The organism is Salipiger pentaromativorans (genome assembly GCF_024721115.1).
Classification (GTDB): Bacteria; Pseudomonadota; Alphaproteobacteria; order Rhodobacterales; family Rhodobacteraceae; genus Salipiger; species Salipiger pentaromativorans.
The window spans coordinates 79,910-92,390 of sequence record NZ_JAMDHK010000017.1 but is presented as its reverse complement, the minus strand read 5'-3'; the positions used below and the strand labels follow the sequence as shown (position 1 = coordinate 92,390).

Here is a 12,481-nt window from a genome sequence, read left to right as displayed (position 1 = left end):
AATCACCGGAGTTCATCATGCCCGAAATCATCGCCCCCGACCTGCGTGCGCAGATCGACCTCAACACCTATGCCGACGAGGCCTCGACGCTGGCGCGGCTGCGCGATCAGGCGGCGCTGACGCCCGAGGACCGCGCCGCCATCGGCGCCCGCGCCGCGCAGCTGGTGCGCGACATCCGGGGCAGTTCCAAGCCCGGTCTGATGGAGGTCTTTCTGGCCGAATACGGGCTCTCGACCGACGAGGGTATCGCGCTCATGTGTCTGGCCGAGGCGCTGCTGCGGGTGCCGGATGCCGAAACCATCGACGCGCTGATCGAGGACAAGATCGCCCCCTCGGACTGGGGCAGGCACATGGGGCGCTCCACCTCGCCGCTGGTCAACGCCTCGACTTGGGCGCTGATGCTGACCGGCAAGGTGCTCGACCCGGCGCAGCGCCCCGGCCCCGCCGGCCATCTGCGCAACGCCGTGAAGCGGCTGGGCGAGCCGGTGATCCGCACCGCCGTGGGCCGCGCCATGAAGGAGATGGGCGCGCAATTCGTGCTGGGCGAGACGATCCGGAAAGCCATGAAGCGCGGCAGTGCCATGGAGGCCAAAGGCTACACCTACAGCTACGACATGCTGGGCGAGGCCGCGCGCACCGAGGCCGACGCGCTGCGCTATCTCGACGCCTATGCCAAGGCGATCTCCGCCATCGCGGGGGCGGCGACATCGAACGACATCCGCGACAATCCCGGCATCTCGGTCAAGCTCTCGGCGCTTTTTGCGCGCTATGAGGAGGGGCAATACGACGAGGTCATGAAGGTGCTCGTGCCGCGCCTGCTGCAGCTGTGCGAGCAGGCCGCCGCCGCCGGGATCGGGCTCAACATCGACGCGGAGGAGGCCGACCGCCTGTCGCTCTCGCTGGATGTGATCGGCGCGGCCTTTGCCTCGTCGTCTCTGGCGGGCTGGGACGGGTTCGGCGTGGTGGTGCAGGCCTACGGGCTGCGCGCCGCCGAGGCCATCGACTGGCTTTATGCCATGGCCGAAACCTATGACCGGCGCATCATGGTGCGGCTGGTGAAAGGTGCCTATTGGGACACCGAAATCAAGCGCGCGCAGGTGATGGGGCTCGAAGGGTTCCCGGTCTTCACCTCGAAACCGCACAGCGACGTGTCCTATATCGCCAATGCCCGCAAGCTTCTGGGCATGACCGACCGGATCTATCCGCAATTCGCCACGCACAACGCCCATACGGTCGCCGCCGTGCTGCATATGGCGGGCGACAAGGGCGCGTTCGAGTTCCAGCGCCTGCACGGCATGGGCGAGGTGCTGCACGATCTCATCAAGTCGCAGTCGGACACCCGCTGCCGCATCTATGCGCCGGTGGGCGCGCACCGCGACCTGCTCGCCTATCTGGTGCGGCGGCTGCTTGAGAACGGCGCCAACTCCTCCTTCGTGAACCAGATCGTCGATGAGGAGGTGCCGCCGGAGGTTGTGGCTGCCGACCCGTTCGAGGCCGCCGACAGCCGCCCGCTCGCCCGTGGCCCCGAGCTGTTCCAGCCCGAGCGGCCCAACTCCAGGGGTTTCGACCTGACCCACCGCCCGACGCTGAGCGCGATCGACGCCGCCCGCGTGCCGTTCCGCACGCATCTCTGGCGTGCGGCACCGATCACCGCCGAGGAGGCGCCGCGCGGCGCCGAAGAGGCGCTCGTGAACCCCGCCGATCCCACCGACACGCTGGGCAGCGCCGCCTGGGCCACCCCCGAGACCGTCGCCATCGCCGCCGCCGCTGCCCGCCCCTGGCAGGCCCCGCCGGCCGAGCGCGCCGCCGCGCTCAACGCTGCCGCCGATCTCTTCGAGGCGCAATTCGGCGAGATCTTCGCCCTGCTGCACCGCGAGGCCGGCAAAACCCAGCTCGACGCCGTGGCCGAGCTGCGTGAGGCCGTGGATTTCCTGCGCTACTACGCCGCCCGCGCTCTCGACAGCGCCGCAGCGCCGCAGGGCGTCTTTGCCTGCATCTCGCCCTGGAACTTCCCGCTGGCGATCTTCACCGGCCAGATCGCGGCGGCGCTCGCCACCGGCAACGCGGTGCTGGCGAAACCCGCCGAACAGACGCCGCTCATCGCCTGGCGCGCGGTGCAGCTGCTGCACGAGGCGGGCGTGCCCGCCACGGCACTGCAACTGCTGCCCGGCGCGGGTGACGTGGGCGCGGCGCTGACCTCCGACCCGCATGTGGCGGGCGTGGCCTTCACCGGCTCGACCGAGACCGCGCAGATCATCCACCGCTCCATCGCCGAACATCTCGCCCCCGGCACGCCGTTCATCGCCGAAACCGGCGGGCTGAACGCGATGATCGTCGACAGCACGGCGCTGCCGGAACAGGCGGTGCGTGCCATCGTCGAATCCGCCTTCCAGTCGGCGGGCCAGCGCTGCTCCGCGCTGCGCTGCCTCTACGTACAGGAGGACATCGCGCCGCATTTCACCGAGATGCTCACCGGCGCCATGGAGGCGCTCTGCCCCGGCCTGCCCTGGGATCTGTCGACCGACCTCGGCCCGGTGATCGACGCCGAGGCGCATGCGGGCATCGCGGGTTATGTCGAGGCCGCCCGCGCCGACGGCCGCCTGCTGAAACAGATCGACGTGCCCGCCGAGGGCCATTTCATCGGCCCGGCGCTGATCAGGGTGGGCGGCATCGCCGATCTGGAGCGCGAGATCTTTGGCCCCGTCCTGCATCTCGCCACCTTCAAATCCGGCGAGCTGGATGCGGTGATCGACGCGATCAACGCCACGGGCTACGGGCTGACCTTTGGCCTTCAGACCCGCATCGACGACCGGGTGCAGCATGTGACCGAGCGCGTGAACGCGGGCAACATCTATGTGAACCGCAACCAGATCGGCGCCATCGTGGGCAGTCAGCCCTTTGGCGGAGAGGGTCTTTCCGGCACCGGCCCCAAGGCTGGCGGGCCGCTTTACTGCGACCGCTTCCGCGCCCATGCCCATCGGGGGCCGGTGGGCAACTGGTCCACAAAGGACGTGGCCGAGCGGCTGGACGCCGCGCTGGCCATCGCGGGCCGCGCACCGGGACCGGTGACCTCCGAACTGCCCGGCCCGACCGGCGAGGCGAACCAGTACACCACCCACGCCCGCCCGCCGGTGCTTTGCCTCGGCCCCGGCTCGGATTGCGCGGCAGCACAGGCCGACGCGATCCGCAAGCTGGGCGGCGTGGCGGTGGTCTCGCATGGCAAGGTGCCGCCCGAGGCGCTGGCAACGCTCGGCGGCTTTTCGGCGGCGATCTGGTGGGGCGACGAGGATGGCGCCCGCGCCTACCGCCGCGCGCTTGCGGGCCGCGCCGGGCCGATCCTGGCGCTGATCACCGGCCAGCCCGACAAGGGCCATGCGCGGGCCGAGCGCCATGTCTGCATCGACACCACCGCCTCGGGCGGCAATGCCGCGCTGCTTGGCGGCAATATGTAACCGCGGTGGGCGCGGCCCTGCGCCGCGCCCGGCGAAGCGATACCAGACCTTGACGCGGGGCATTTCCGCGCCAAGGTGAGGGCGATGTTTCCGATCCGCGATCACAACCCCTCGGGCCGCACGCCCTATGTCACCTACGGGCTGATCGTGGCGAATATCGTCATCTTCATCAGCTACTGGTCGCTGTTCCAGCAGCCCCGCGCGCTGAGTGCCTTCTTCTACGACTGGGCCCTGATCCCCGCGCTGGTCAGCCAGGGCGACGGGCTGACCGGCATGGTCACCTCGATGTTCCTGCATGGCGGGCTCGCGCATCTGGCCGGCAACATGCTGTTCCTCTTCATCTTCGGCGACAATATCGAGGACGAGATGGGCCACGGGCCGTTCCTGGGCTTCTACCTGGCCTGCGGCGTGATCGCGGCGCTGGCACATTACCTCGCCGCGCCCTTTTCGCCAGTGCCGACGGTCGGCGCCTCCGGCGCCATCGCCGGGGTGATGGGCGGCTATCTGCTGCTCTTCCCGCGCGCGCGGGTCGATATCCTCGTGATCCTGATCATCTTCTTCAAGATCCTGCCGATCCCCGCCTGGATCGTACTCGCCGTCTGGTTCGCGCTACAGGTCTTCGGCGGGCTCGGCAGCACGGCCGATGGCGGCGGGGTGGCCTATTGGGCGCATCTGGGCGGCTTCGTCGCCGGCATGGCGCTCACCGTTCCGGTCTGGCTGCGGCGCGGCGGCCCCGCCTTCTGGAACCGGACCCGGGGACATCCGCCGCACCCGGCAATCCGCTACCGCGACACCACCTCGATTCCAAAGATCGGACGACGGAGATGACAGACCCGATGAAAGCCACCTGCCATTGCGGCGCCGTCGAGCTGCGCGTGACGCTCTCGGACGGGCTGGCCACGGCCGGTCGCTGCGACTGCTCCTATTGCCGCCGCCGTGGCGCCGCCAATGTCTCGGCCCCGCGTTCCGGGCTCGAGGTGGTCCGCGGCGCCGACAAGCTGACGCTCTACCAGTTCGGCACGATGACGGCGAAGCACTATTTCTGCTCGGTCTGCGGGAATTACATGTATCACCAGCGGCGCTCGGACCCGAACGAATACGGGGTCAATATGGGCGCGCTCGAAGGGGTGAACCCGGCAGATCACGAACCGATCCCGTGGAACGACGGCGTCAACCACCCCTCCGATCTCTGAGCCCGACGGCACGGGCGGGACGCCTCCGGCGGGCGTATTTGTCAAAGAGAAGAAAGGGGCAGGCCGGAAAAGGCGCCCCTGTCTTCTTCTCTTTCCAAATACGCAAGAAACGACCGGCGCTTTCCGCCGGCGCGGCGCGGGTCAGCTTTCGCGGATGATCCGTGCGAACCCGTCGAAGATCGCATTGTTGGCGCAGAGAATCGCGCCCGTCTCGAGCGGCTCCTGATCCTTGCGCACCCCCTCGACCAGCGCACCGGCCTCCTGCGCGATGAGGTAACCCGCGGCGATGTCCCAGAGATTCAGCTCGCGCTCCCAATAACCGTCGTAGCGGCCCGCCGCCACATAGGCGAGATCCAGCGCCGCCGAGCCCCAGCGCCGCACCCCGGCGCATTCCGGCATCAGCCGGGCAAGGTCCTTGAGCGTCGCGGGCAGGGTCTTTTTCGCGGCAAAGGGCACGCCGGTGGCGAACACCGCCTCGATCATCCGCGAGCGGCCCGAGACGCGCAGGCGCCGCGAGTCGTTCAGCCAGGCGCCATTGCCCTTCTCGGCATAGAACATCTCGTCCTTGGCCGGGTCGAAGACCACACCGGCGACGATCTGCCCCTTGTGTTCCAGCGCGATGGAGATCGCCCAATGCGGCAGGCCATGCAGGAAGTTGGTGGTGCCGTCGAGCGGATCGACGATCCAGCGCCGGGTCGGATCGGCGCCGTCCTCGGAGCCACCCTCCTCGCCCAGCCAGCCATAGTTCGGGCGCGCGCCCAGCAGCTCTTCCTTGAGGATCTCTTCGGCAGCGATGTCGGCCTTGCTGACGAAATCGCCCGCGCCCTTCATCGACACCTGAAGGTTCTCGACCTCGCGGAAATCCTTCACCAGCGAGCGGCCCGCCTTGCGCGCCGCCTTGATCATGATGTTGAGATTTGCACTGCCCTGCATGGTCGGATCCCCGAAAATGGTTCAGGCCGCGCGTATACGCGGCCTCACCGTCTTTGCCAAGGGCCCGAAGGCGATGCGCTTATTTGTAAACGACACCCTTTTCGCCGACCGGCGCATAGGCGCGGGGCAGATAGGTCTTGGTCTTGACCACCTTCTTGACCGCGGGCTTGGGTTTCGAGACCGGGTTGTAATAGGTCCCCGCCGTCGGCACGCCACAGCAGATCACGCCGCCGACGATCACCGGCTGCTTGCCCGCCGGGCAGTAGTTCGGCGCGGGATAGGCCTGAACCAGCGGTTCCTGATAGGGGTCGCCCGTCGTGTCGCCCATATACATGTCGCCCCAGGCCAGCGCCTGAGAAGCGGAAATCGTCAGCGCCGCCGCAGCGGCGAGAAAACAGGTTGCGCGCATTGTGTCCCCCGAGAAACCCAAGTGATCGGAAATTTATCTGCGCCCCAGCGTAGCAACCTTCCCAATCAAGTCAATAAATTGTCCCGAAAGCCATGGGCCGTTTCCAATTCCCGAACAGGCCCTGCGGAATTGCCGGAATTGTCGCGACCGAAACAAAAAACGCCCCGCCCGGGGGAAGACCGGACGGGGCCACTCGGAACGAACACATCGCCGGTGCCCGGGATCTGACGCGACAGAGCCAAGGCCCGGCGCATCCCGTTTTTCAGCAGCTTACCCTGGTGCGGCCGCGCCGTCAGGGGGAGAAGCCGAGGCGGCTTCCCCCGCGACAGACGGGGCGGAATGCGCAGGAAACGGATCGCCCGGGACCGCCCGCCCGGGGCACTCAGGCGCGGTCCCCACACGCCAGACGAGAGTGCCCGCCATGACGCTGCCCACCATCGCCGCCCTGCTTCTCTTCCTGCTGCCGCTGGCCTGGAGCCCCGGCCCCGGCAATATGAGCTTTGCCGCCAACGGCGCCCGGTTCGGCCTGCGCGCCACCCTGCCCGCAAGCCTGGGCTACCATCTGGCCACCTGGAGCGTGACCGTCGCGCTGGGGCTCGGCGCCACTGCGGTGCTCGAACGCTTTCCGGGCCTCTTCGATGCGCTGCGCTGGGGCGGCGCCGGCTATGTGCTCTGGCTCGCCTGGACCATGGCCCGCGCCTCTGCCCTGTCGGGGGAAAACCGCGCGACGGCGCTCGGATTCGGCGGCGGCGCCATCCTTCTGCTGCTCAACCCCAAAGCCTATGTCATCATCGCGCTGATGCTGTCGCAGTTCCTCGGTGACAGACCGCACCTGCCCGATCTGGTCGCGCTCGCCACCGTCTTCACCCTGAACAACCTGGTCGCCTTCACCGCCTGGACCGCCGCCGGAGACCGGCTGGCACGCAGGTTCCGCGATCCGGCGCAGGCACGGCGACTGAACCGGCTCTTCGCGGGCGCGCTTGGCCTTTGTGGCGGTCTGGATGCTGCTGGGATAGCGACGCGGCGCTACGGCTTCATCAGCCGCTCGGCCTTCTTGCGCACCAGCACCGAGCGCAGGTCGTGCATGGCCAGCAGCAGCGCATCGGTCACCGCGTCGAGCTGATCGTCGCTGGCGCGGGTCTGCGCCCATTGCGTGGTCATGTTGAGATGGTCGATGGCGCGGTGAATATCGTCGATGTCCCGCATCGCGAGGATCGTCTTGCGCTCGTCCATCCAGGCCCGGATCGCCGCCAGATCCGCATCGCTCAGCGCGCGCTCGCCATGCGGCTTGATCTCGGCTTTGTTGAGGTTGACCACGGCGATCTGGTCCATGTCGATGCGCCGCTGGCGGTTCTCGGAATCCACCCGGAACACCGTCGCCCCGTTATCGCGTATCCGAAAGTAATACTCCGGCAATTCGCCCGACATGCTCCGCGCCCTTTCATCTTTCCGCCAAATACTCCCGCCGGAGGCATCCTGCCTTCAGCGCCCCGACCGCTGCCGGGGCACCGCGCCCGACAGCCGCGCTCAGACCAGCGCCCCGCAGAACCCCGCGATGCGCTTGCAGGCCTCCTCCAGCGCCGCGTCCGAGGTCGCGTAGGAAATGCGGAAGTTGGGCGACAGGCCAAAGGCCGCGCCGAACACCACCGCCACGCCGGTTTCCTCCAACAGCGCCTTGGCGAAAGCCTCGTCGTCTTCGATCACCGTGCCGCCCGCCGAGCTCTTGCCCAGCAGCCCCGCGATCGAGGGGTAGACGTAGAACGCCCCCTCGGGCGTCGGGCACTCGATCCCCTCGATGGCGTTCAGCGCCGAAACCACCAGATTGCGGCGGCGTTTAAAGACCGCGACCCACTCGCCAAGGAAATCCTGCGGCCCGGTCAGCGCCTCCACCGCCGCCCACTGGCTGATCGAACAGGGGTTGGTGGTCGATTGTGACTGGATCTTGCGCATTGCCGCGATGAGCTCTTTCGGCCCACCCGCATAGCCGATGCGCCAGCCGGTCATGGCATAGGCCTTGGAAACGCCATTGCAGGTCAGTGTGCGGTCGTAGAGCGCGGGCTCCACCTGCGCGGGGGTGCAGAATTCGAACCCGTCATAGGCCAGATGCTCGTACATGTCGTCGGTCATCACCCAGACATGCGGGTGGCGCATCAGCACCTCGGTGATCGCCTTCAGCTCGTCCCAGGTATAGCCTGCCCCGGTGGGGTTCGACGGCGAATTGAAAAGGAACCACTTGGTTTTGGGCGTGATCGCCGCCTCCAGCATCTCGGGCGTGATCTTGTAGCCGAGCTCGGGCTTGCCCTCGACGATCACCGGCTCGCCCTGCCCGAGCTTGACCATATCGGGATAGCTCACCCAATAGGGCGCCGGGATGATCACCTCGTCGCCGGGGTTCAGCGTCGCCATGAAGGCATTGTAGAGAACCTGCTTGCCGCCGGTGGACACGCTGATCTGCGCGGGCTCGTAATCGAGCCCGTTCTCGCGCTTGAACTTGGCGCAGATCGCCTGTTTCAGCTCGATGATCCCGTCCGGCGCGGTGTATTTCGTTTTCCCCGCATGGATGGCCGCAATCGCCGCCTCCTTGATATGGTCGGGCGTGTCAAAATCGGGCTCACCGGCACCGAGTCCGATGACATCCTTGCCCTGCGCCTTCAGCTCGTTGGCGAGCTGGGTGACGGCCACCGTGGGCGAAGGTTTCACGCGGGCGAGAGTGTCGGACAGAAAAGCCATGAGGGCACCGTTTGTATTGAGGTCCCGACTGTCATAGGGTGCCCCCCGCACCCGTTCAAGCGACATCTACCGCAAGGGAAACGGCGATACGCCGGGAGGAAAGCAAGATGACCGGAACGACTGATTGGTACGGCCCCGATACCGCCACCTTCGGAGACCGCATCGCCGCGGCACGCGAGGCGGCGGGCATGGGCCAGGAGAAACTCGCCCGTCGCCTGGGCGTCAAGCTCAAGACGCTGCAAGGCTGGGAGAACGACCTGTCCGAGCCCCGGGCGAACCGGTTGCAGATGCTGGCCGGGCTGCTCAACGTGTCTATGGGGTGGCTCCTGACCGGCGAAGGCGAAGGGCTTTCGGGCCCCGAAGAGAGCGAGCCGGTGCTGCCCGCCGATGTGAACGAGGCGCTGCTGGAAATCCGCGCGCTCAAGACCCAGATCCAGACGGCGGGCGACCAGCTCGGCCGGCTGGAAAAGACCCTGCGCCTGCTCTTGAAGGACGAGCTATGACCGAAACACCGGAACACCGTCTCAAACGGCTGTCGATGCGCTCGATGCGGCGCGGCATCAAGGAGATGGACATCATCCTCATGCGCTACGCCGAGCTCCGGCTGGCGGCTATGGACAGCGCCCAGCTCGACCGTTACGAGGCGTTGCTGGAGGAGAACGACCAGGATCTTTATCAATGGGTCTCCGGCCAGCGCCCCGCCCCCGAGGCGCTGCAACCCCTCATCGACGAGATCGCCAGCATCGCCTGCAACCGCTGATTCCGAAAGACCCGGCATAAAATCTGCGGTTTTCTATGTATCTTAGGTGATTTAACCGATTGTTGGTCTTTTTCCCCCAAACCTGCCGTTCAACGAGAACAGGCGGAGACGGTTATGAGCATTCATGCCTCCATGGGAAACAGGCCGCTCAGCGGTTACATGGCCGGGTATCTGGAAACCCTGTCGCTGGTCGAGCGGCTGCACCGGCTGCTGCTCGACGTGATCAAGGACGAATTCGAGCGTACCGGGGTTATCGAGATCAACGCGGTGCAGGCGCTGCTGCTGTATAACATCGGCGACAACGAGGTGACGGCGGGCGAGCTGAAATCGCGCGGCTACTATCAGGGCAGCAATGTCAGCTACAATCTCAAGAAGCTGGTCGAGATGGGCTATATGCACCACCAGCGCTGCGAGATCGACCGCCGCTCGGTGCGGGTCCGGCTGACGGCGCAGGGGCGCGAGGTCCGCGATATGGTGCAGACGCTTTTCGAGCGCCATTCCGAGGGGCTCGAAAACCGCAGGGTCATCGACCTCGACGGGCTGGAAACGATCAACAGTTCGCTGCGCCGGCTCGAACGGTTCTGGACCGACCAAATCCGCTATATCTACTGACCGTCCAGGCCGCGCGCCGCAGGCAGAAGCTGCCCCACGATCATGTCGTTGAGCTCGCGGAAGAGTTTCAGCGTCATGGCACGGCGGAAATCCTCATAGCCTTCCGCGACCTCGACAAACGCCCCCGGGCCATGCGCCACCTCGCCGCGGAAATACTCCACCACCCGCGGGTCGGAGCCCAGAACCGCCAGCCCGTTCACCACGACATTCTGGAACGGGAAATGCGCATAGGCCTGCTGCGGGCGGAACCCGTCATTGGTGATGCCGTCGCCCGAGACGTCGATCACCTTGCGCGCGCAGCCCGGCGCCCGCTCCATCAGCGCCGAGCCATAGCCCAGCGCATAGCCCATCGCCGTGGGAAAGCGGTTATGGCTGCGCGGCGCGGAGAGCACGGTCGCCACGGCGCCGTCCAGCGCCGCCGCGTCCTCGAGCAGCGTCCAGTCGAGCACCACCGCCGATTGCCGGCGCCCGCTCCATTCGTAGACCGCCAGCGCCACCCGGCCCTCGCCCTCAAAGATCGAGCGGCGGACATCCGGATCCGACAGCGCTCCGGCCAGCCCCTGCTTTTGCAGAAGATACTCGCTGTCATCCACCGAGGAAGAGACATCGAGCGCCAGCAGCAAGGCCAGCCGGCAATCCTCGGCCCGCGCCCCTCCGGCCCAGAGCATCAGGCCCAGCGCGGCCAGCGCCGCGACCCGGAGGGCGGCGCCTCTCACCAATGGCCCGTGTTCTCCATGCTGGCCCAGGGCTCTTGCGGCGGCAGCGCGTCGCCCTGCTGCAAGAGCTCGATCGAGACATTGTCGGGCGAGCGCACAAAAGCCATGTGCCCGTCGCGCGGCGGCCGGTTGATGGTGACGCCATTCTCCATCAGCGTCTGACACATCGCGTAGATGTCCGGCACCGTATAGGCGAGATGGCCGAAATGTCGCGAATCCGAAGGCAGCCCCTCGTCACCGTCCCAGTTATAGGTCAGCTCCACATCCGCCGTGCCGTCGTCCTGCTCCGGCGGGCAGAGAAACACCAGCGTGAAACGGCCCGTTTCGCTCTCGCTACGCCGGCGCTCCTTCAGTCCCAGAAGTTTGTAGAATGCGAGCGATTTCTCCAGATCCTTCACCCGGACCATGGTGTGCAGATAACGGATGCCCATGCGATGCCTCCTTGCGGTCTCTCTGTCCTTCCGAGAGTAGAGAGCCCGGCGCGGATGTCGAGAGCCGAGCGTTCACGACATGTCGGCCCTGCCGCCCTGCACGGGCCCGGCACGGCGCCTACACGGCAAATACCCCACCCCATCTTGTCGTTTCTCCCCGGCAAGCAACCAGATATAGTCGCCAGAGACTCAGCTACCGGAAAGAGATTCGACATGCCCCTCAGCCCCGACCAGCAGGCCGAAATCGACGCGCAGCGCAGCACGCCGCAGCCCACCCTGCGTGCCGTCTCGCAGGGCATGGAGGCGCATCTCTACACCGCGCGTCCGGTGCTCGATCACGGCTTCGTCCGGGTGGTCGATTACATGGGCGACGACGCGGCGATCTGCCAGGCCGCCCGCGTCTCCTATGGCAAGGGCACCAAATCGGTGTCGAACGACGAGGGGCTGATCCGCTATCTGATGCGCCATTGGCACTCGACCCCCTTCGAGATGTGCGAGATCAAGCTGCATGTGAAACTCCCGATCTTCGTAGCGCGGCAGTGGATCCGCCACCGGACCGCCAACGTCAACGAATATTCGGCGCGCTATTCGATCATGGACCGAGAGTTCTATATCCCCGCCCCCGAGGCGCTGGCGGCGCAATCCGAGGTCAACAACCAGGGCCGGGGCAGCGCGCTGTCGGGCGAAGAGGCCGAGCGGGTGCTGCGCTATCTGCGCGACGACGCCATGCGCGCCTACGACCATTACGAAGAGATGATCTCGACCGAAGGGCAGCAGGGGCTGGCGCGCGAGCTGGCGCGAATGAACCTGCCGGCGAATATCTACACGCAATGGTACTGGAAGGTGGATCTGCACAATCTGCTGCATTTCCTGCGGCTGCGCGCCGACGCCCATGCGCAATACGAAATCCGCGTCTATGCCGAGGCGATCTGCGAGCTGGTCAAGGACTGGGTGCCCTTCGCCTACAAGGCCTTCGAGGATTACCGCATGGGCGGCGCAACGATGTCGCGCACGGCGATGGACTGCGTGCGGCGCATGCTGACCGGCGAGGCGGTCACGCAGGAAACCTCCGGCATGTCCAAGGGCGAGTGGCGCGAGTTCCAGGCGCTGCTGGAAGGCTGACCCGCCCGCGCCTCACCGGCAAACCCGCTCTGGCGGAACCGCCGCAAGGGTGCGTATTTGGAAAGAGAAGAAGAGCAAGAGCGCGCCCCTGCCCTTCTTCTCTTCGGAAAATACGCCCGCCGG

General features: G+C 66.7%; 14 protein-coding genes. 8 read left to right on the top strand and 6 right to left on the bottom strand.

The window, feature by feature from the left end; all coding sequences use genetic code 11:
- The first annotated feature begins 17 nt into the window (after positions 1-17).
- The 3 genes from putA to M4578_RS21300 all read left to right on the top strand — a co-directional run bounded on the left by putA (position 18) and on the right by M4578_RS21300 (position 4,645).
- Positions 18-3,452: a bifunctional proline dehydrogenase/L-glutamate gamma-semialdehyde dehydrogenase PutA gene (gene putA / locus M4578_RS21310; RefSeq protein ID WP_258095246.1), complete on the top strand. Its 3,435-nt coding sequence runs from the start codon at positions 18-20 to the stop codon at positions 3,450-3,452.
- An 84-nt stretch (positions 3,453-3,536) separates the two neighbouring features.
- Positions 3,537-4,280: a rhomboid family intramembrane serine protease gene (locus M4578_RS21305; RefSeq protein ID WP_258095245.1), complete on the top strand. Its 744-nt coding sequence runs from the start codon at positions 3,537-3,539 to the stop codon at positions 4,278-4,280.
- Positions 4,277-4,645, top strand: coding sequence for a GFA family protein (locus M4578_RS21300; protein WP_258095244.1), 369 nt, complete (start codon positions 4,277-4,279; stop codon positions 4,643-4,645). Before M4578_RS21305 ends, M4578_RS21300 begins: the two co-directional genes overlap by 4 nt.
- Before the next feature lie 141 nt (positions 4,646-4,786).
- Here the strand turns inward: M4578_RS21300 and M4578_RS21295 are convergent, their stop codons facing one another.
- Positions 4,787-5,578: an inositol monophosphatase family protein gene (locus M4578_RS21295; RefSeq protein ID WP_258095243.1), complete on the bottom strand. Its 792-nt coding sequence runs from the start codon at positions 5,576-5,578 to the stop codon at positions 4,787-4,789.
- Positions 5,579-5,657: 79 nt separating this feature from the next.
- Complete coding sequence (locus tag M4578_RS21290; RefSeq protein ID WP_258095242.1) at positions 5,658-5,987, bottom strand: hypothetical protein; 330 nt, start codon at positions 5,985-5,987, stop codon at positions 5,658-5,660.
- Between the two features lie 421 nt (positions 5,988-6,408).
- On the opposite strand from M4578_RS21290, the gene M4578_RS21285 reads away from it, so the two are divergent.
- On the top strand, positions 6,409-7,110 hold the full coding sequence (locus M4578_RS21285; protein ID WP_258095241.1) for a LysE family translocator: 702 nt from the start codon (positions 6,409-6,411) through the stop codon (positions 7,108-7,110).
- On the opposite strand, the gene M4578_RS21280 is transcribed toward M4578_RS21285, so the two are convergent.
- Both M4578_RS21280 and M4578_RS21275 read right to left on the bottom strand, forming a co-directional pair.
- Positions 7,014-7,415 carry a hypothetical protein gene (locus M4578_RS21280; protein ID WP_258095240.1) on the bottom strand — a complete coding sequence of 134 codons (402 nt, stop codon included), beginning with the start codon at positions 7,413-7,415 and terminating at the stop codon, positions 7,014-7,016. The genes M4578_RS21285 and M4578_RS21280 overlap by 97 nt on opposite strands.
- A gap of 99 nt (positions 7,416-7,514) precedes the next feature.
- Positions 7,515-8,717, bottom strand: a complete 1,203-nt coding sequence (locus M4578_RS21275) for a pyridoxal phosphate-dependent aminotransferase (RefSeq protein ID WP_258095239.1) — start codon at positions 8,715-8,717, stop codon at positions 7,515-7,517.
- Positions 8,718-8,824: 107 nt separating this feature from the next.
- On the opposite strand from M4578_RS21275, the gene M4578_RS21270 reads away from it, so the two are divergent.
- The 3 genes from M4578_RS21270 (at position 8,825) to M4578_RS21260 (ending at position 10,089) form a co-directional block, all read left to right on the top strand.
- Positions 8,825-9,220 (top strand): helix-turn-helix domain-containing protein, encoded by a 396-nt coding sequence (locus M4578_RS21270; protein ID WP_258095238.1) that lies wholly within the window; start codon positions 8,825-8,827, stop codon positions 9,218-9,220.
- On the top strand, positions 9,217-9,477 hold the full coding sequence (locus M4578_RS21265) for a succinate dehydrogenase assembly factor 2 (protein ID WP_258095237.1): 261 nt from the start codon (positions 9,217-9,219) through the stop codon (positions 9,475-9,477). Before M4578_RS21270 ends, M4578_RS21265 begins: the two co-directional genes overlap by 4 nt.
- A 114-nt stretch (positions 9,478-9,591) precedes the next feature.
- Positions 9,592-10,089: a MarR family winged helix-turn-helix transcriptional regulator gene (locus tag M4578_RS21260; RefSeq protein ID WP_258095236.1), complete on the top strand. Its 498-nt coding sequence runs from the start codon at positions 9,592-9,594 to the stop codon at positions 10,087-10,089.
- On the opposite strand, the gene M4578_RS21255 is transcribed toward M4578_RS21260, so the two are convergent.
- Both M4578_RS21255 and M4578_RS21250 read right to left on the bottom strand, forming a co-directional pair.
- Positions 10,083-10,808, bottom strand: coding sequence for a DUF1194 domain-containing protein (locus M4578_RS21255; protein ID WP_258095235.1), 726 nt, complete (start codon positions 10,806-10,808; stop codon positions 10,083-10,085). The two genes, M4578_RS21260 and M4578_RS21255, sit on opposite strands and share 7 nt — an antisense overlap.
- A complete protein-coding gene (locus M4578_RS21250) occupies positions 10,802-11,236 on the bottom strand; it encodes a VOC family protein (RefSeq protein WP_258095234.1) in 435 nt (144 codons plus the stop codon). The genes M4578_RS21255 and M4578_RS21250 overlap by 7 nt, the downstream gene beginning before the upstream one ends.
- Positions 11,237-11,449: 213 nt before the next feature.
- Between M4578_RS21250 and thyX the strand changes: the two genes are divergently transcribed.
- On the top strand, positions 11,450-12,358 hold the full coding sequence (thyX, locus tag M4578_RS21245) for an FAD-dependent thymidylate synthase (protein WP_258095233.1): 909 nt from the start codon (positions 11,450-11,452) through the stop codon (positions 12,356-12,358).
- Positions 12,359-12,481 lie beyond the last annotated feature (123 nt).